17 protein-coding genes, 1 tRNA gene and 1 pseudogene are annotated in these 18,861 nt (G+C 72.0%); 12 read left to right on the forward strand and 7 right to left on the reverse strand.

Annotation, left to right across the window (positions count from 1 at the left end):
- Positions 1-44 precede the first annotated feature (44 nt).
- Both ACGFI7_RS20595 and ACGFI7_RS20600 read right to left on the reverse strand, forming a co-directional pair.
- Positions 45-1,799, reverse strand: a complete 1,755-nt coding sequence (locus ACGFI7_RS20595) for an exo-alpha-sialidase (RefSeq protein WP_393406596.1) — start codon at positions 1,797-1,799, stop codon at positions 45-47.
- Positions 1,800-1,895: 96 nt separating this feature from the next.
- Positions 1,896-2,564, reverse strand: coding sequence for a FadR/GntR family transcriptional regulator (locus ACGFI7_RS20600; protein WP_393406598.1), 669 nt, complete (start codon positions 2,562-2,564; stop codon positions 1,896-1,898).
- A 188-nt stretch (positions 2,565-2,752) separates the two neighbouring features.
- Between ACGFI7_RS20600 and ACGFI7_RS20605 the strand changes: the two genes are divergently transcribed.
- The 12 genes from ACGFI7_RS20605 (at position 2,753) to ACGFI7_RS20660 (ending at position 14,847) form a co-directional block, all read left to right on the forward strand.
- Positions 2,753-4,342, forward strand: coding sequence for an ABC transporter substrate-binding protein (locus ACGFI7_RS20605; protein ID WP_393406601.1), 1,590 nt, complete (start codon positions 2,753-2,755; stop codon positions 4,340-4,342).
- Positions 4,343-4,364: 22 nt separating this feature from the next.
- Complete coding sequence (locus tag ACGFI7_RS20610; RefSeq protein WP_393406604.1) at positions 4,365-5,315, forward strand: ABC transporter permease; 951 nt, start codon at positions 4,365-4,367, stop codon at positions 5,313-5,315.
- A 1-nt stretch (position 5,316) separates the two neighbouring features.
- Positions 5,317-7,257: a dipeptide/oligopeptide/nickel ABC transporter permease/ATP-binding protein gene (locus ACGFI7_RS20615; protein ID WP_393406606.1), complete on the forward strand. Its 1,941-nt coding sequence runs from the start codon at positions 5,317-5,319 to the stop codon at positions 7,255-7,257.
- A complete protein-coding gene (locus ACGFI7_RS20620; protein ID WP_393406609.1) occupies positions 7,254-8,243 on the forward strand; it encodes an oligopeptide/dipeptide ABC transporter ATP-binding protein in 990 nt (329 codons plus the stop codon). Before ACGFI7_RS20615 ends, ACGFI7_RS20620 begins: the two co-directional genes overlap by 4 nt.
- Entirely contained in the window at positions 8,240-9,169 is a 930-nt protein-coding gene (locus ACGFI7_RS20625; protein WP_393406611.1) for a dihydrodipicolinate synthase family protein, read from the forward strand. The genes ACGFI7_RS20620 and ACGFI7_RS20625 overlap by 4 nt, the downstream gene beginning before the upstream one ends.
- Positions 9,166-10,098, forward strand: coding sequence for an ROK family protein (locus tag ACGFI7_RS20630; RefSeq protein ID WP_393406614.1), 933 nt, complete (start codon positions 9,166-9,168; stop codon positions 10,096-10,098). The genes ACGFI7_RS20625 and ACGFI7_RS20630 overlap by 4 nt, the downstream gene beginning before the upstream one ends.
- On the forward strand, positions 10,095-10,778 hold the full coding sequence (locus ACGFI7_RS20635; protein WP_393406616.1) for an N-acetylmannosamine-6-phosphate 2-epimerase: 684 nt from the start codon (positions 10,095-10,097) through the stop codon (positions 10,776-10,778). The genes ACGFI7_RS20630 and ACGFI7_RS20635 overlap by 4 nt, the downstream gene beginning before the upstream one ends.
- Before the next feature lie 174 nt (positions 10,779-10,952).
- Positions 10,953-11,651 carry a FadR/GntR family transcriptional regulator gene (locus ACGFI7_RS20640; protein ID WP_393406619.1) on the forward strand — a complete coding sequence of 233 codons (699 nt, stop codon included), beginning with the start codon at positions 10,953-10,955 and terminating at the stop codon, positions 11,649-11,651.
- A gap of 139 nt (positions 11,652-11,790) precedes the next feature.
- Positions 11,791-12,639, forward strand: a complete 849-nt coding sequence (locus ACGFI7_RS20645; protein ID WP_393406621.1) for a fumarylacetoacetate hydrolase family protein — start codon at positions 11,791-11,793, stop codon at positions 12,637-12,639.
- A complete protein-coding gene (locus tag ACGFI7_RS20650) occupies positions 12,639-13,751 on the forward strand; it encodes a zinc-binding dehydrogenase (protein ID WP_393406624.1) in 1,113 nt (370 codons plus the stop codon). Before ACGFI7_RS20645 ends, ACGFI7_RS20650 begins: the two co-directional genes overlap by 1 nt.
- A 127-nt stretch (positions 13,752-13,878) precedes the next feature.
- Positions 13,879-14,589, forward strand: coding sequence for a class I SAM-dependent methyltransferase (locus ACGFI7_RS20655; protein ID WP_393406626.1), 711 nt, complete (start codon positions 13,879-13,881; stop codon positions 14,587-14,589).
- A 184-nt stretch (positions 14,590-14,773) separates the two neighbouring features.
- Positions 14,774-14,847: transfer RNA gene (locus ACGFI7_RS20660), tRNA-Arg, on the forward strand.
- 12 nt (positions 14,848-14,859) lie between these two features.
- Here ACGFI7_RS20660 and ACGFI7_RS20665 read toward each other — a convergent pair.
- From ACGFI7_RS20665 to ACGFI7_RS20685, 5 genes and pseudogenes are all read right to left on the reverse strand, one after another.
- Positions 14,860-15,288 (reverse strand): recombinase family protein, encoded by a 429-nt coding sequence (locus ACGFI7_RS20665; protein WP_393407145.1) that lies wholly within the window; start codon positions 15,286-15,288, stop codon positions 14,860-14,862.
- Positions 15,289-15,507: 219 nt separating this feature from the next.
- Positions 15,508-15,942, reverse strand: coding sequence for a DUF6196 family protein (locus ACGFI7_RS20670; RefSeq protein ID WP_393406629.1), 435 nt, complete (start codon positions 15,940-15,942; stop codon positions 15,508-15,510).
- Positions 15,943-16,121: 179 nt separating this feature from the next.
- The gene (locus ACGFI7_RS20675; protein ID WP_393406631.1) at positions 16,122-16,271 is read right to left on the reverse strand and encodes a hypothetical protein; all 150 of its coding nucleotides are present in this window, start codon (positions 16,269-16,271) and stop codon (positions 16,122-16,124) included.
- A gap of 21 nt (positions 16,272-16,292) precedes the next feature.
- Positions 16,293-16,394: pseudogene (locus tag ACGFI7_RS20680) on the reverse strand (Tn3 family transposase); the annotation flags it as partial.
- Positions 16,395-16,596: 202 nt separating this feature from the next.
- Positions 16,597-18,849 carry a phosphodiester glycosidase family protein gene (locus ACGFI7_RS20685; protein WP_393406633.1) on the reverse strand — a complete coding sequence of 751 codons (2,253 nt, stop codon included), beginning with the start codon at positions 18,847-18,849 and terminating at the stop codon, positions 16,597-16,599.
- Positions 18,850-18,861 lie beyond the last annotated feature (12 nt).

The raw sequence follows: 18,861 nt of genomic DNA on the forward strand, positions 1-18,861 counted from the left end.
CCCCCCGCCGGCGTGACATCCGGCGGGGGGGACGGGAGGTGCGGTCAGGCGGCCTTGAGCCAGTCGAGGGTGAACCGGGCGAAGACGATCCCGCCGGTGTCACCGATCTCGTAGAGCACGCCGACCTGGCCGTTGGCGAGCACCGCCATGGTCGAGTAGCCCGCCGCGCCCGGCTTGATCAGCGCCCTGGCCGGCCAGGACGCCCCGTCGTTCGTGGAGAGCCGGACGGTCAGGTCGTTGCGGGCGGTCGGGTGGGCGTTGCCGCTGTACAGGGCCGTCGCGGTGCGGATCGGGGCGCCGTTCGCGCCGCGCTGGCCGGGGGTGAGATAGGACAGTTCGTCGGCGTTGCACAGGGGGTCGGTCAGCACCGGGCTGGCCGTGGCGGCGCCGAAGGTCCGGCCGCCGTCGGTGGACGTGGCCAGGTGTCGGGAGCGGACGCTGTTGTGCCGCATGTTCTGCGCCACGGCTCCGCCGCTGCGCTCGATCGCCTTGCTCTCGTTGACGTTCCCGGCCGCCGAGGAGCCGCGCTGCCAGGTCTGCCCGTGGTCGTCGCTGTAGATGTTGGCCGTGTGGCTGGTGCCGGCGGAGTCACGGTAGACGATGGGCTGCACCAGCCGGCCGGAGCTGGTCTGGATGCCGTGCCCGGACGACGCGAAGAGCTGCCGCCAGCTCGGGTCCTTCACCGACGGGTTGAGCTCGACCGGGGCGCTCCAGGTGACGCCGTGGTCGGTGCTCTTGATGTACTGGATGTGCAGGCTGTTCGGGTCGGCGGCGGCGTTGGACCCGGACGCGCCCGCCCAGAAGCTGATGCCGGGCCGCGGTGAATAGGTGTAGAAGACGTAGACCGCGCCGGTCGAGCGGTCGACGAGCACGCTCGGGTCGCCGACGCCTTCCGACGTCGTGGCCGCGTGGTGGATGACGCGCGGCTGCTCCCAGGTGAGGCCGTGGTCGGTGCTGCGCATCAGCACGATCTGGATGTTGTTGCTGCCGCCGCCCAGGTCGTAGGAGCCGTCGACGCGGGCGTCGGCCACGGCGATCACGGTGCCGTTGCCGGTGACGGCCATGCCGGGGATCCGCACCGACCGCACGGTGCCGTCGTACCGGCCGCCCGGGCCGTTGAGCCCGCGGATCGTGGTGCTGGTGCGGAGCAGGGTGGCCGAGTTCAGTTGGGGCGTGCCGGCGGCCAGGCCGCAGCCCGCGACGCCGGACCGGGTGTCGTCGAAGCCTTCGGCCGTGGTCCGCAGGGTGTACGGGGTGCCGGCCGGGACCGTCCAGTAGTGCAGGGTGTTGCCGCCCGCCGGGACCGTGCGCGTCCAGGGCGAGCCGCTGCGGCCGGGCCAGGTGACGGTGAACGTCTTCGCGACGGTGGTGCGGTTCTCCAGGATGAGCTGCAGACGGCTGTCACCGCAGTCGAAGGCGACCAGCGCGGACATGCCGCTGCCGCAGTGGAACAGGCCGCTCTGGGTGGTGTCGAGGCCGGTCGGCGTGGTGGTGCGCAGGGTGTACGGGGTGCCGGCGGAGATCGTCCAGTGGAGCAGCACGCTGCCGCCTGAGGGCACCGTGCGCGTCCACGGCGAGCCGCTGCGGCCGGGCCAGTTCACCGTGTACGTCTGGGTCTGCGCCGACTTGTTGTCCAGGGTGAGCTGGAGCCGGCTGAGCGGGCAGTCGGCGCCGACGGTCGCGGAGACCCCGGCGACGGCGGCCGACGAGGAGGCGGAGGCGGGCGCCGGGGCGAGGATCACCCAGGCGGCGAGGGTCAGGAGGAGGGATAAGGCCGCGCGCGGAAGCCTTCCGGGCATGGGAGTCACGATCAACCGCTCCTTCGGTTCGGGGGGTGGAGCCGAGGAGCATCAGACATCAGACGTCCCGTACTGTAAGGTCCGCCCAGCGGGCCGTCAATGCCCGGTGTCCTCCCGGAGATGCCCGCGCACCGGGGCGTAGTGGGCGGCGACCGCCGCCGCGAACGCCGGCGGGTCCTGGGCGCGGGCGGCGCGGGCTATCGCCCGGTGCGCCGCCACCGTCTCGCGCACCGACTCCGGCGTGGTGGGCACCGCCGGCGCGACGATCGCGTGCACGTCCCAGAACGCGGCCGTGAGCTGGATGATCAGGTCGTTGCCGAGGGGCTTCATGAGCGTCAGGTGGAACGCGCGGTCCTGCTCGATGAACGCCTCGCCCGCCCGCGCCCGCGCGTCCATCTCGTCGGCGAGCCTGTCCAGCTCGTCCAGGACGCCCTCGTCGAGAGCGGCGATGACCGCCTCGGCCAGCCCCTGCTCCAGCGTCTGGCGCACCTCCACCAGCTCGGAGAGCACCCGGAAGTCGTCGGCCCGGCTGAGCAGCCCGCGGAAGCTCAGGCTCTCGACCAGCGCGGCGAGCGACATGCCGCCGACGTAGGTGCCGTGCCCGTGGCGCACCTCGACGATGTCGAGGGCGGTGAGCGTCTTGATCGCCTCGCGCACGCTGGAGCGGCTCGCGCCGACGGCGGCGCAGAGCTCCGCCTCGGTGGGCAGGGCGTCACCGGGTCGCAGGCGGTTGTGCAGGATGTACTGCTTGAGGCGCTCGACCACCTCCCCCCGGCGCGGTCGGGGCCCGCCCGAATGTCGCGAGATGGGCTCGATAGCTGTCGGCATCTTGCTCTTTCGTCCGGAGGTCGTCTACATTCCCCGCATCGGCATCAGACATCAGACGTCATGTGTCCACGCTTGTCAGTGACGATACCCCCCAAACGGTCACCATCAAAGGAGAGGGGTAAGCCATGCCCGATATCGCCCCGTCCGTCAATCGCCGCGGCTTCCTGCGGCTCGTAGGGGCCATCAGCGCCGCCACCGCTTTCACCGGCTCGCTCGCCGCGTGCTCCGGCCCCGCCTCCACCGGCAGCGCCGCCCCCGCCGCCGCCGCCGACACCATCGAGGCCGGCATCTCGTACGCGCTGTCCACCGGCTTCGACCCGATGACCTCCTCCGGCGCCACCCCCGTCGCCGCCAACATGCACGTCTTCGAGGCGCTGTTCGACCTCGACCCGGTGACCCGCGAGTCGTACGCCGCGCTCGCCGCCGGAGAGCTCGAGCAGGTCGACGAGACGACCTACAAGGTCGCCCTGCGCCAGGGCGCCACCTTCCACGACGGCTCCCCGGTCACGGCCGCCGACGTGGTCTTCAGCTTCGAGCGCGTCATGGACCCCGCGAACGCCTCGCTCATGGTGCAGTTCATCCCGTTCGTGTCGGGCGTCACCGCGCCGGACGACGCGACTGTGGAGATCAAGCTCAAGCACGCCTTCCCGCTGCTCAAGGAGCGGCTCGCGGTCGTCAAGATTGTGCCGAAGGCGATCGTGGAGAAGGACAAGGCCGCCTTCGACGCCAAGCCCGTCGGGTCCGGACCGTACCGCCTGCTCGAGGCCACCAAGGAAGACAAGATCGTCTTCGAGCAGTGGGACAAGTACAACGGCCCCCGCCCCGCCAAGGTCAAGAACATGACCTGGCGGCTGCTGTCCGACCCGTCCGCCCGCGTCACCGCGCTGGAGTCGGGCCGGGTCGCGGCGATCGAGGACGTGCCGTACCTCGACGCCGCCAAGGTCGCCGAGAAGCACAAGCTGGAGGCGGTGCAGTCCTTCGGCCTGCTCTTCCTCATGTTCAACTGCGCCGAGAAGCCCTTCGACGACAAGCGGGTGCGCCAGGCGCTGCACTACGCGATCGACAAGGACAAGGTCATCCAGACCGGCATGCTGGGCAACGCCGCCGCGGCGACCGGCTACGTCCAGGAGTCCCACCCGGCCTACGCCAAGGCGGCCCAGGTCTACGGCTACGACCCGGACAAGGCCAAGGAACTGCTGAAGGCGGCCGGGGTGGAGAACCTCCAGGTCACCATGGTCACCACCGACACCGGCTGGGTGAAGGACATCGTCCCGATCATCAAGGAGTCCTGGGACGCCGTCGGCGTGAGCACCACGCTCGACATCGGCCAGTCCGGCGGCCAGTACACCAACAAGATCGACCCCGGCAAGTTCCAGGTCCTCGTGGCGCCCGGCGACCCCTCGGTCTTCGGCAACGACATGGACCTGCTGCTGCGCTGGTTCTACGACGGCACCTGGCCGGAGAACCGGTTCCGCTGGAGCGAGAGCGCCGAGGCGAAGAAGGTGCTGGAGCTGCTCGACGCCGCGGTGCGCACCGACGACCCCGCCGAGCAGAAGAAGCTGTGGGGCCAGACGGTCGACCTCATCTCCGAGGAGGTGCCGCTCTACCCGATCCTGCACCGCAAGCTGCCCACCGCCTGGGACGAGAAGGCCCTGTCGGGCTTCAAGCCCATCCCCACCACGGGCCTGTCCTTCCTCGACGTTTCACGCGTCTGACCGGCCCCGACGAGAAAGCACCATGTTCGCACTCCTACGGCTGACCGTGAGACGGCTGGTGACCCTGCCGCTCATGCTGCTGGGGGTCACGTTGCTGGTCTTCGTGGTCCTCCAGTTCTCGCCCAACGATCCCGCGTACAACGCCCTGGGCGAAGGCGCGAGCCCGGAGGCGCGGGCCGCATACATGGCGGAACACGGACTGGATGACCCCCTTCCAGTCCGGTACGTCCGGTTCCTGGGGCAACTGGTCCAGGGCGACCTGGGCTACACCGCCCCGCCGGCCGCGCCCGTGATCGACCGGGTCGTCATGGCCTTCCCCCTCACGATCCAGCTGACCGTGCTGGGCCTGGTGCTCGCCGTCGCCGGCGCCCTGGCCTTCGGCGTCACCGGCGCGCTCTACCGCGACCGGTGGCCCGACCAGGTGGCCCGCGTGCTCTCCATCGCGGGTGTGGCGATGCCCTCCTTCTGGCTGGGCATCCTGCTCATCCAGGAGTTCGCGCTGGGCATGAAGATCTTCCCGACCGGCGGATACGTGAACCCCGCCGACTCCGTCTCCGGCTGGCTGCTGTCGCTGGCGCTGCCGGCGGTGGCGATCGCCATCCCGGCGGCCGCCTCGCTGTCGCGCCTGGTGCGCACGTCGATGGTGGAGGAGCTGGACAAGGACTACGTCCGCACCGCCACCGGCAACGGCCTGCCCCGCGCGATCGTCGTCCGCGGCGCGCTGCGCAACGCGCTCATCACCCCGCTCACCGTGCTCGGCCTGCGGGTCGGCTACCTGCTCAGCGGCGCCGTGGTCATCGAGACGATCTTCGACCTGCCCGGTATGGGCAAGCTCATCCTCGAAGGCGTCACCAACGGCGACGTCGCCCTGGTCCAGGGCGCGGTGCTGACGATCGCGGTGGCGTTCCTCGTCGTGAACCTCGTGGTCGACCTGCTCTACCTCGTCGTCAACCCGCGGATCAGGGCGGTGTGAGATGTTCAGATCAGGTCTGACCGCACGGTTGTCCCGCCCCGGCATCCGCTTCCGCAGCCTCTCGCCGGTCACCGCCGTCTCCCTCGCCGTGCTGGTGGCGATCGGGCTCTTCGCCGTGCTGGCGCCGTTGTTCACCGGCGACCCGCTGGCGACCGGCACGCCCGCCACCCCGCCCGGCGCCGACCACTGGCTCGGCACCGACCGGGCCGGGCGCGACGTCTTCGCCCGGGTCGCGCACGGCGCGCGATCCTCCCTCCTCATCGGCCTGGGCGCCACCGCGCTCGCCGTCGCGGTCGGCGCGGTGCTCGGCAGCCTCGCCGCCACCTCGCGCAAGACCGTCAGCGAGGGCATCATGCGGGTCCTCGACGTCATCATGGCGTTCCCGGGGATCGCGCTCGCGGCGGTGCTGGTGGCCGTGTTCGGCCGCCATCTCCCGGTCCTGATCGGCACCATCGCCTTCCTGTACGTGCCGCAGCTCACCCGGGTGGTACGGGCCAACGTCCTGGCGCAGTACGGCGAGGACTACGTCGCCGCCGAGAAGGTCATCGGCGCGTCCCAGCGGCACATCCTCGTCAAACACGTCGCCGTCAACTGCGCCGCGCCCATCATGGTGTTCGCCACCGTGCTGGTCGCCGACGCGATCATCTTCGAGGCCAGCCTCTCCTTCATCGGGGCCGGCATCCAGGACCCGGCGCCGAGCTGGGGCAACGTCCTGGCGTACGGACGTCAGATCGTCCTGGCGGGCGGCTGGTGGGCCACGTTCTTCCCTGGCCTGGCCATCCTGCTCACCGTCCTCGCGCTCAACCTGCTCGCCGAAGGGCTCACCGACGCCTGGGCCGCGCCCCGCTCTGCCCGGCGGACCGCCGCGCCGGCCGAGGCGGAGCAGGCCGCGGCCGTGCTCGCGGAGGAGAGCGCCGAGACCGGCGACGCGCTCGCCCGGCTCGCCGCCGTGGCGGCCGAGCGCCCGCCCCGCGTCCCGCCGCTGCCGCCCGAGGCCGCGCCGCTGCTGTCGGTCGAGGACCTGACCATCCGCTTCCCCCAGCGGTACGGTGACGTCCCGGTCGTCCAGTCGCTGTCCTTCGACGTACGGGTGGGCGAGACGCTCGGCCTGGTCGGCGAGTCCGGCTGCGGCAAGAGCCTGACCAGTCTCGCGATCATGGGCCTGCTGCCCAGGGCCGCCGAGGTCAGCGGCCGGATCGTCTACGACGGCCGCGACATCCTGCGCCTGCCGCCACGCGAGCGGCGGGCGATCTCCGGCCCGGAGATCGCCATGGTCTACCAGGACGCCATGTCGTCGCTGAACCCGTCGATCCTCGTCGGCACCCAGCTGCGCCAGCTCACCCGCAGAGGCGGCACCCGCACCCCCGAGGAGCTCCTGGACCTGGTGGGCCTGGACCCCCACCGCACCCAGCGCAGCTACCCGCACGAGCTGTCCGGCGGGCAGCGCCAGCGGGTGCTGATCGCCATGGCGCTCTCGCGCGGCCCCCGGCTGCTGGTCGCCGACGAGCCCACCACGGCGCTCGACGTGACCGTGCAGGCCCAGGTGGTGGAGCTGCTGGTCAAGCTGCGCGACGAGCTCGGCTTCGCGATGCTGCTGGTCTCCCACGACCTCGGCCTCGTCGGCCAGCTCGTGCACCGCATCGCCGTGATGTACGCGGGACAGCTCGCCGAGATCGGCACCACGGGCTCCCTGTTCTCCGGCGCGGAGCACCGCTACGCCCGGGGCCTGCTCGGCTCGGTGCTCTCCCTGGAGAGCGGGGCCAAGCGGCTCCACCAGGTGCCCGGCGTGGTCCCGGCGCCGCAGGACTTCGGTCCCGGCTGCCGTTTCGCCGGCCGGTGCGTGGCGGCCGACGCGACCTGCCGCACCGCCCCGCCGCAGCTGACCGGCGACTCGCACAAGCACGCGCGGGCCTGCTTCCATCCCGGAGGGGGACACCTGTGAACGAGCCAGTCGTCAGCCTCGAGAACGTGCACGTGGTGCACACCGCCCGCAGCGGCGGGCTGGTGCGCCGGGACAAGGTGCACGCCCTCACCGACGCCACCGTCTCCGTCGGCCGGGGCGAGATCCTCGGCGTGGTCGGCGAGTCGGGATGCGGCAAGTCCACCCTGGCCAAGGTCGTGGTCGGCCTCCAGGCGCCCACCTCGGGCACGGTGCGCTTCCGCGGCGAGGACCTGTGGTCCCTGCCTGCCGCGCGCCGCCGCCGGGAGTTCGGCGCCGGGGTGGCCATGGTCTTCCAGGACGCCTCCACCGCGCTGAACCCCCGCCTGCCGGTGCGCCGCATCCTGCGCGACCCCCTCGACGTGCACCGGCGCGGCACGGTCAAGCAGCGCGAGGAACGCGTGCGCGACCTGCTCGACCTGGTCGGGCTGCCGGGCCACGTGGCCGAGGCGCTGCCGGGCCAGCTGTCCGGCGGTCAGCGCCAGCGGGTCGCCGTGGCCCGGGCGCTGACCCTGGAACCCGACGTGATCGTCGCCGACGAGCCCACCAGCGCGCTGGACGTCTCCGTCCGCGCCCAGGTGCTCAACCTCCTCCTCGACCTGCGCACGAGCCTGGGGCTCGGCCTGGTGTTCATCTCCCACGACATCCAGACGGTCCGCTACCTCGCCGACCGGATCGCGGTGATGTACCTCGGCCGCGTCGTGGAGGAAGGCCCCGTCGCCGCCGTGGCGGGCGAGGCCCGTCACCCGTACACGCGGGCGCTGTTCTCGGCCACGCCCAGCCTGCTCGACGACACCGAGCGGATCGTGCTCACCGGCCCGGTCCCGTCGGCCACCCATCCGCCGTCCGGCTGCCCGTTCCGCACCCGCTGCTGGAAGGCCACCGACGAGTGCGCGCGGGAGTTCCCGCCCGCCACCCGTGCGGAGGGTGAGGACGAGCACTCCTGGCACTGCATCCACCCCGAATCACCCGTAAGGAGTCTCCTTTGAGTCCCCGCGAGCCCCGCTTCGGCGGCGTCATCCCTCCGGTCGTCACCCCTTTGACGCCGGACGGCGAGGTCGACGCCGCGTCCCTGGAGCGCCTGGTCGAGTTCCTGATCGAGGCGGGGGTCAGCGGCCTGTTCGCCCTCGGCAGCTCCGGCGAGGCGGTCTTCCTCACCGACGCCCGGCGCGACAAGGCGCTGGAGGTCGTGGCCCGGACGGCCGCGGGCCGGGTGCCCGTGCTCGCCGGCTGCATCGAGACGACCACCGGCCGGGTGATCGAGCGGGCCGAGATCGCCGCGAAGCTCGGCGCGGACGCCGTCGTGGTGACCGCCCCCTTCTACGCCCGCATCCACCCGGTCGAGGTGGACCGGCACTTCCGCGCCGTCAGGTCGGCCGTGGACCTGCCGCTCCTGGCCTACGACGTGCCGGTGTCGGTGCACACCAAGCTCACCACCGACCTCGTGCTGTCGCTGGCCGCCGACGGGGTCGTCGACGGGCTGAAGGACTCCAGCGGCGACGACGTCGGCTTCCGCCAGGTGGTGCTGGGCGCCGAGGGCATCGCCGGGTTCTCGGCGCTGACCGGGCACGAGGTCGTGGTCGACGCGATGATGCTCGCCGGGGCCGACGGCGCCGTGCCGGGGCTGGGCAACGTCGACCCGCACGGGTACGTACGGCTGCTGCGGGCCTGCGCCGAGGGGCGCTGGGCCGACGCGAAGGCGGAGCAGGACCGGCTGACCCGGCTCTTCCGCATCGTGGACGCCGCGTCCCCGGCGACCGCGGGCGGCAGCACGCGCGGCGTCGGCGCGTTCAAGACCGCGCTCGCGCTGCGCGGCGTCATCGGCCACGCCGCCGTCGCCGCGCCCATGCGCGAGCTGACCGCCGAGGAGAGCCGCGCCGTCGCCGTCCACCTGGAGGAGGCCGGGCTGCTGTGAGCCTCGTCGTCGGCCTGGACATCGGCGGTACGAAGACCGCGGCCGGCGTGGTCGACAGGACCGGCGCCGTGCTGGCCACCGCGACCCGGCCCACTCCCGCCGGCGGCGGCCCTGAGGCGATCCTCGGCACCGCCGCCGAGCTCGTCCGCTCGCTCGACGGCCGCCGGGGGATCGTCACCGCGGTCGGCGTGGGCAGCGCCGGGGTCATCGACCCGCGGCGCGGCGTGGTGGTCTCCGCCACCGACGCGCTCGCCGGATGGGCCGGGACGGACCTGCGCGGCGAGCTATCCCGCAGGCTCGGGCTGCCGGTGGCGGTCGACAACGACGTGCACGCGCACGCGCTCGGCGAGCAGTGGCGCGGCGCCGCGGCCGGCCGGTCGGACGTCCTCCTGGTCGCGGTCGGCACCGGCGTCGGCGCCTCGGTCGTGCTCGGCGGCCGGGTCCGGCACGGCGCGCACGCGGTGGCCGGGCACGCCGGTCACGTGTCCGTGGCCGCGGCGGCCGGCGTGCCCTGCCCGTGCGGCGGCCAGGGACACGTGGAGGCGGTCGCCTCGGGCCCCGCGCTGCTGCGGGAGTACCGCAGCAGGAGCGGAGCGGCGGCCGCGGACCTGGCCGAGGTGGCCCGGCTGGCCGAGGCCGGGGATCCGGTGGCCGCGGGCGTGCTGGCCGAGGGCGGGGCCGCGCTCGGCTCGCTCATCGGCGGGCTGATGAACGTCATCGACCCGGAGATCGTGGTGATCGGGGGCGGTGTCGCCGGATGCGGTGAGGCGTGGTGGCGGCCGCTGCGCGCCGCCGTCGCCGCCGACGCGCTGCCGGCCCTGCGCGGCGTCCCGGTCGAGCCTGCCGCGCTCGGCGGGACCGCCGCCCTGCTCGGCGCGGCCAGACTGGCCCGCGCCGCCGCCCCGGACCCCGTCGAGGAGGACCTGTGAACCCCGTGCTGGACGCCGTACGCGGCCGGCTCATCGTCTCGTGCCAGGCCTACCCGGGCGAGCCGATGCGCGACCCCGACACGATGTGCCGGATGGCCCAGGCAGTCGCGGCGGGCGGCGCCGCCGGCATCCGGGCCCAGGGCCTGGAGGACCTGCGGCGCATCCGGGCGGCGCTGGACCTGCCGCTCATCGGCCTGTGGAAGGACGGCGACGGAGACGTCTTCATCACGCCGACCCTGGAGCACGCGCTGGCCGTGGCCGCCACCGGCGCCGACGTCGTGGCCATCGACGCCACCGGCAGGCCCCGGCCCGACGGCCGGACGCTCGCCGAGACGGTCAGCGCCGTGCGCGACCGCACCGGCAAGCTGGTCATGGCGGACGTCTCCACGTACGAGGAAGGACTCGTGGCGGCCGAGGCGGGTGCGGACGTCGTCGGGACGACGCTGTCGGGATACACGCCGTACTCGCGCCCGGGACCCGAGCCGGACCTGGAGCTGGTCGCCGCGCTGGCCGCCGAGCTGCCCGTCCCGGTGATCGCCGAGGGGCGCGTCCACACCGCCGGACAGGCCGCCGCGGCGGTCGAGGCGGGCGCGCACGCCGTGGTGGTCGGCACGGCCATCACCCACCCGACCACGATCACCCGGTGGTTCGCGGCCGAGGTGACGAGGGCTGGGGCGTGACCTCCATGGTTCGGGCAGAATCGTTCCATGCGCACCCCAAGGGAGCGCAAAGCATAGGACGTCTGACGTCTTATGCTTGGGTGAACGCCTAAGACGGCATCGCGGGAAAGGCAAGAGATGGCGCTGGATTTCCCTGGCCCCGGTCCGGGCCGGTATGCGTTGCGGCGGCAGGCGGTGACGGAGCAGATCAAGGCGTTCATCCTGCAGAACCACCTGAAGCCCGGCGACCCGCTGCCCACCGAGACCGTGCTCTGCGAACGGCTGGGCGCGAGCCGCTCCAGCGTGCGCGAGGCGATCAAGACGCTGAGCGCCCTCGACATCGTCGAGGTGCGGCACGGCCACGGCATGTACGTCGGCCACCTGTCGCTGGTGGCGCTCGTGGAGAGCCTGGCCTTCCGCGCCCAGCTGAGCAGCCACGACGACTTCGCGGTGCTCGGCGAGGTGATCGGCATCCGCCAGCTCCTCGAGCAAGGCCTGGCCGCCTCCCTCCTGGCGGCCCTGCGCGACTCCCACTTCGAGGCCCTGACCACGCTGGTCACCGAGATGCGCGAGCTGGCCGACCGGGGAGAGAGCTTCGTCGAGCAGGACCGGGCCTTCCACCTGCTGCTCATGGAGCCGCTCAACCTCGACCTCGTGCAGCAGCTCACCGGGGCGTTCTGGGACGTCCACAGCATGGTCGCGCCGCTGCTCGCGCCGTCCACCGAGGAGGGCAGGGAGACCGTCGAGGCGCACGCGGCCATCGTGACGGCCGCGCGCCGGCGCGACGTGCCGGCCTTCCAGGCGGCGATCGAGGCCCACTACGGTCCCGTGCGCAAGCAGCTCGCCACCCGGCTGAGCGAGCACGGCCGCGCGACGGCCGACGACGGTTCCTGATCGGGCTCACCCGAGCAGTGAGATGTCGGCCGCGGGTTGCCGTTGACCCCTGACCGGTTCGGCGGCGGGATCCGCTATACCTGAGAGGCCGACCGGCGCCCGCCCCCCAGTGAGCGCCTCCAGCAACGGAGAACGACACGTGCAGCTCATGCGCATCGGCGCGCCAGGCGCCGAGAAGCCCGTCGTCCGCGTGGACGAGACCCACTACATCGACGTCTCCGACGTCACCCCCGACTTCGACGAACGGTTCTTCGCCCGCGGCGGCGCCGCCCTGCTCGCCGACCGCGTCGCCGAAGGCAGCCCGCGCGCTTTCGCGGGGGAACGGATCGGCGCCCCGATCGCCCGCCCGCACCAGATCCTCTGCATCGGGCTCAACTACAGCGACCACGCTGCCGAGACCGGCCAGGCCGTGCCCGACGAGCCCATCCTGTTCACCAAGTCGCCCAACACCCTCGTCGGACCGTACGACGACGTCCGCATCCCGCGAGGCGCCACCAAGACCGACTGGGAGGTCGAGCTCGGCGTCGTCATCGGCCGCCGCACCTCCTACCTCGGCTCGGTCGAGGAGGCCCGCGACGCCATCGCCGGCTACTGCGTCGTCAACGACGTCAGCGAACGCGCCTTCCAGATGGAACGCGGCGGCCAGTGGAGCAAGGGCAAGTCGGCCGAGACGTTCAACCCGGCCGGACCGTGGCTCGTCACCCCCGACGAGATCCCCGACGTGCGCGACCTCGGCATGTGGCTGGACGTCAACGGCGTCCGCCGCCAGACCGGCACCACCAGGACCATGATCTTCGACCCGTACGTCATCGTGCACCACCTGAGCCAGTTCATGGTCCTGGAGCCCGGCGACCTGATCAACACCGGCACCCCGCCCGGCGTCGGCATGGGCCACGACCCGCAGATCTGGCTCCAGCCGGGCGACGTCATGGAGCTCGGCATCGACCGCCTCGGCAGCCAGCGCCAGCGGGTCGCGGGGCCCCGGTAGTGCGCGCCCTGGTGCTCACCGGCCCAGGCACGGCCGAGGTCCAGGAGGTCGAGCCGCCCACCGCCGCACCCGGCGAGGTGATCGTCGACGTCGAACGGGCCGGCGTGTGCGGCACCGACGCCGAACTGTTCACCGGCCACATGAGCTACCTGCGCACCGGCCGGTCCTGGTACCCGTTACGCCCCGGCCACGAATGGTGCGGCCGCGTCACCGCCGTCGGCGACGGCGTGTCCCGCGACTGGCTCGGCCGCCGCGTCACCGGCGACACCATGCTCGGCTGCGGCCACTGCGACCGCTGCCGGGCCGGCCGCCACCACGTCTGCGCCGACCTGGCCGAGATCGGCATCAGCCGGGGCCGCCCCGGCGCGCTGGCCGAACGCCTCGCCGTGCCCGCCACCGCCCTGCACCCGCTGCCCGACACCGTGGACCCCACCCTCGGCGCCCTCGTCGAACCCGGCGGCAACGCCCTCCGGGCCGTCCGCGCCGCCGCCCTCTCGCCCGGCGAACGCCTCCTGGTGCTCGGGACGGGCACCATCGGCCTGCTGGTGGCGCTCTTCGCGCGGGCGTACGGCATTGACGTCCACGTCCTCGGCCGCGAAGAACCCGGCCTGCGCCTCGCCGAGACCCTCGGCGTCACCGGCGCCTGGACCCTGCCGTCCCTGCCGTCCCTTCCCTGGGACGCCGTCGTCGACGCCGCCAACGCACCCGACCTCCCCGCCCTCGCGGTCCGGCTCGTCGAACCCGGCCGCCGCGTCGTCTACATCGGCCTGGCCGGCACCCCGTCCACCCTCGACACCCGCGACCTCGTACTCAAGGACGTCACCGCCGTGGGGATCCTGGGCGGCTCGGCCGGGCTGGCCGGGGCGATCACCGCCTACGCCGACGGCTCCGTGGATCCTGGGCCGCTGGTGGCGGCTACGGTCGGGCTGGGGGACACGGCGGGGGTGCTGGCGGGGGACCGGCCGACCGGCGCGGGGGAGGGCACGACGGCTACCGGAGACCGCCCCACCGGCATCGACCCTCGCCCCACAGGTGTCGACCCTCGCCCCACCGGCGTGGACCCTCGCCCCGCAGGTGTCGGACCGAAGATCCACATCGACCCGCGCCGCTGAACCAGCGTCACCTCTTCGTACGGCCCCTTGAGCGTCGTACGGCCCCTTGAGCTTCGTATGGTTCCTGGAACGCGCGACCCCAACAGAACTCTCGTTCGCGAAGGGCATCGGAGCGTAGCCTTGACCGGTGTTCTCGCCCCATGGCCCGTCGCTGCCCGAACTGATGGTGCAGGCGCTGTCCTCGGTCGAGCGCGGCTACGACCTGCTCGCCCCCAAATTCGACCACACGCCCTTCCGCACCCGCGACGGCATCCTCGACGCCACCGCCGACGCCCTGCGCCCACTCGGCCCCTTCGAGCACGGGCTCGACGTGTGCTGCGGCACCGGCGCCGCCATGCGAGTCCTGCGGCCCCTGTGCCGGGAAAAGCTCACCGGCGTCGACTTCAGCACCGGCATGCTCGCCCAGGCCCGCCACGCGCACCCCGACGCCACATGGGTCCAGGCAGACGCCCGAGCCCTGCCGTTCACGGCCTCCTTCGACCTGGCGGTCACCTTCGGCGCGCTCGGCCACTTCCTGCCCGCCGAGCGTCCAGCCCTCTTCGCCGGAGTCCACCGCGCACTCCGCCCCGAGGGCCTCTTCGCCTTCCCGATCCCCGCCCCGCCGCCCGTCACCTCCGGCCTGTACTGGGGAATGCTCGGCTTCGACCTCGCCATGCGCGTCCGCAACGCCGTCTGGCGCCCGCCCTTCGTCATGTACTACCGCACCTGCCCCCTTCCCACGATCCACGACGAACTGACGACCACCGGCTTCAGCGTCACGACCGTCCCCCTGACGGCACTGGGCACCCGCGACGACGGCACCCCCCGATGCCACCTCGTCCTCGCCCGCAAACCCTGACCACCCAGCACCGTTCCCGGCCGACCCAGCCGATACGCGCTCCGCCCGACGATCTCGGCTTCCCCGGCGCCCGGCCGGCCCGCTCCGACGAGGGCACCGTTGCTCCAGGACGTGACGGGTCCGGGCGGACACGGGGGAAATCGTGTACATGGCACGTCGCCGGATCATGCACAATAAGGCGAGAGCGCCCTTAGCTCAGCTGGATAGAGCACCGGACTTCTAATCCGACGGTCGCAGGTTCGAATCCTGCAGGGCGCGCTTATCCCGAGGCTATGACCTGCGGGTATTCGACGGGCTCGACAGCGGCACCCTTGGGGATGGTGCTGGGGGGACCGAGGGGAGACCCCCAGTCGGGGACACTCCCTCCGCGACGCTTTTCGCGGCACCAGCGCCGCGCTCGCTTCGGCCGCCGCCCATGCTTCCGCCCAGAGACAGGCGGACCCGCTGGGCGACCAGGGTGTCGCCGATGTCGCGGGCGTCGGGGGCCGAGCGTGCGAGCCGGTCGAGTTTCGGGACCACCAGGGTGTCGCCGGCGCGTACGGCCGCGAGGGCTTGGTCGAGGCCGGGGCGGGCGCGGTTGGTTCCGGTGAGTCCCTCGTCGAGACAGATCCGGTCGCCCGCGACGCCGAGACCGGTGAGGATCTCGCGTCGGGCGGTGGGATCTTGCAGGACGGTGGAGCATCTGGCGTAGCCGATCAGTTCTCCCGCCCCGAAAGGGACCGTTCAGCCCCCATCACCGGACAGTTTCGCGGACCACCTATCTGAGACAGCGTTTCCGCAGGTCGCGTCTTCGCGGACCGGCAGTGCGGCGTGTCTCGTTGAGCGAACCTCTTACGGACAGCCGATCGCGAGAGCGCGAGAGAACCTGCACATGTGATTCCACATCGTTGATGGACCGATGTCGGCCGGGGCCATGGGTCAGCCGGCGCGTAGTGCCTTGACGACGGCGATGGCTTCGTCGAGCAGGTCGATCGGGCAACCCCAATAGTCATAGATGCCGCCGCGGGCGCGGTTGCTCCCGCAGATGACGAATACCCCGGTCCCCAGCCTCACCTTGAGTCGGCCGGCCAGCCATCCGACGAACCCGCTGTTGTCGAGCTCGGCTGGGAAGTGAAAGGAGAAGATCCCGAAGTGTTCAACATGTTCATGGTCTTGGGTCAGCGGGACCAGACGGCTCCAGCTCTGGTCGTCGCGGACCACGGCCAGTGTGTCGCTGGTGAGCGCCGGCGGCTGGTCGACCGGGAACTCTTCGAAGCACCAGACGCCGTCGTGCACGAGGACGTCGGCCTGGGCGATCACACGGCGCAGACGCTCTTCGGTCTGTTCGGGCGTCTCCATACTGACACTGACCATCGGTGATATCTCCTCTGTGGTCTGCTCAAAGGCCCTACAGTTGATCACCGCATGGCATGCGCGCAGCACAATCCCGGCACGGCGCTGGCCCTGACAACACCGTCGCTCAATCGCTGATTCCTGGAAGTGCGCCGTCGGTGCCTACGGCGCAGAGCGCTGAAAGATCGTTTTATCTGACGCTACCGCTGTTGGTGTTCGTAGAAGGCGCGGACGCGGGCAGCCTGACCGTGCTGCTTGAGCTCGACGACGTCCAGCACGCGGTTGCCGTTCTCCCGCCGGTAAAGCAACGCATAGCCGCCCGGGCCGGGCAGCAGCGCTTCCTCGGACAAGGACAGGTCCGGAGCCAGTTTGCAGGCTCTCTCGCCCTTGTTCAGCTGCCGTCCGATCCGCCGGCGGTAGGAGGGATCAGACAGGTATTTCGCGGCGTGGATCGTCCGGCGCCTGGTCGTCAGGCTCCACGTGGGGGACCGGCAGTCCCGGACACTACCGCTTCAGCACGGTAGTTTCGACACGGTCCGGCCTGCCTACGACTCACCTACCTGCAGGAATGTCAGAACGCGCGAAGCCCTGACACTACCCTGCACACTGATTCGGACTATCGCACCGATGGCGGGCCGTCACCGGGCGCGGCACCAGAGGTGCCGCGCCCGGACGTCAGCCGGCGGCTACGGCGGTCAGTTCGTCCAGGACCAGGGTGCCGGTGTAGCGGGCGTCAGGGTTGATCTCGTTGAAGAATATGCGGCGCAGGCTCACGGGGTACGCCATGGTGTCCGGCAGGTCGTACGTGATCTGCTGCCATCCGGGTTCGGTGATGAAGGCGGGTTCGATCGTGTGCAGGGTGCCGTTGCGGTCGACGACCTCCAGGCGGGTCCGCTGGTCGTGGCCTTCGGACTTCACCCACAGCTTGAACGCCGTCGGCTGGCCGGCCACCGGGAGGAGGTTGGCGGACGGCCAGATGCCGACGCCGCGCGTCTCGGTGCTCTGGGTGAAGTCGTAGTCCAGCTTCAGCCCGTTCCCGACGTGTCCGTCAGGGGTGGAGGAGGCGGTGCCGGCGGCGCGCAGGCTCCAGAAGTTCCAGTTCGAGGTGTCGTCGAAGGTGTCCACGACGTCCTGGGACGTCCCGATGCCGACGACCAGCTCGGTCCGCACGCCGCCGGCGGACACCGTGACGACGTGCTCGCCCTCGGCGGCCCGCGCGGTGACGGTGAACGCGCCGGTGCCGGTCGCGGTCAAGTCCAGCGCCGCCTTGTCGTAGGTGAGGTGGACGTCGGCGGGGTCGATGGGGGCCGCGTACCCGGCGGAGTCCGAGCCGTCGACCTCGAAGGTTCCCTGGGCGCCCTGGTTCAGCAAGTTGATGCGGCGGGTGTCGGTCTCCAGGCGGGCCAGCCGGCCCAGCACGGTGAGGTCGATGTCTCCGGCGGCCTTGCCGTGCCGGGCCGTCACGGTCGTCTCACCGGACGACAGCGCGCGGAAGACGCCGTCGCGGTCTACCCGGCCGATCCGGCTGTTCTTGACCCGCCACTGCGGCTTGATCTTGCGCGGCACGCCGGCGGGACCGTACGTCTCGTCGTACGCGGCCGCCGTCAGCCGGCGGGTCAGTCCGGGGAAGACCCGCTCGGTACGCCACGACGCGGCGGCCTCGGGCCCGGGGAATCGGTCGCGTTCCGTCGCCGTGCTGACCCAGAAGCCCTTGGCCTTGCCGCTGCCCTTGGGCAGGAACATGGCCAGCCCGGTCGGTACGGGACGGGTGCCCGCCGCGTCGGACGGCCGGTTGACGAGGTCGGCCTGCTTCTGGCCGGGTTCGCGCACGACGAGTGTCGTCGAGCCGCCGCCGTCGAGGTTGAGCGCGCTGTGGGCGCCCAGGTCGGCCATCATCTTGGCCAGCTCGTTCAGCCCGATACCGCGGGAGAACTCGGGTTGCCGGCCATCCACTGCGACCAGCCACATCTTGGTCCCGTCGGCCGAGAATCCGACGGCGGTCCTGGGCTCCGGCGTGTTGTTCTCCGGCGGCAGTTCGAGCGGCTTGCCGTCCGCGACGATGAGCTGACGTCCGCTCACGGCCGCCTTGACCTTCATGTCGCCGGGAGCCCGTACGGCATAGTCCACGGAGACCGGGTCGCCGACCCGCAGCGAGGACAGCGCGTCGGCACCGGCCTCGCGTCCCACCAGCACGAACGCGCCGTCGGCGATCGCGCCCTCGCGGGGAACGTCCACCACCTCGGCCACGACGCCGTCGCGCACGACCACCTCGATGGTCCGCGCGACGCCCCTGACCGGATGGCAGCGGCAGTACGTGCCCCAGACCGGGGTGAACATCCCGATCTGGTCCTTGAGCAGCTCGGCCTTGTTGAGCGCGTCCAGCGGGACGGTCCTGCCGGGCAGCTTGACGGTGCCCTCGAAGACGATCTCGCCGATGGCGCCGACCTGGTCCTCGGAGAACATCACCGCGGTCTGGTCCGTCTGGGTCGCCTTGGTGTTGGGCAGCGGCGACTGCAGCAGCTCTCCCTCCTGGATGGCCACGCCCCAAGGCGCGCCGGAGGCGGCGATGTCGAAGTAGTCGGCGTTCGTCGCCGCGATGGCGCCCGCTTCTCGCGCCATGTCGAGCAGCGGCCGCCGCGCGGCGACCTGGCCGGGGAACAGCCGCCCGATCCGCACGCCGGCCTTGAGGTCGACGGACATCTGGTACGTCTGCAGCCAGCCGGGCTCCCCGGTGGCGCCGTCGGGCCCGTACAGCTCGACCGTGCTCAGCTCGACGCCGGGAGCGACCGGCTGGGTCTCGCGGTAGGTCTCGGTGCGGCCGTCGAGGACCACCGCGGCGGCGGGCGTCGGCGTCCCCGCGTATGCCGGCCCGGTCAGGACCAGGGCGAGAGCCGCTGATAACAGGGCAGAGGGGACTTTCCATCGCATCAAACCGTGACG

This window comes from Nonomuraea sp. NPDC048826 (assembly GCF_043198225.1).
GTDB lineage: Bacteria > Actinomycetota > Actinomycetes > Streptosporangiales > Streptosporangiaceae > Nonomuraea.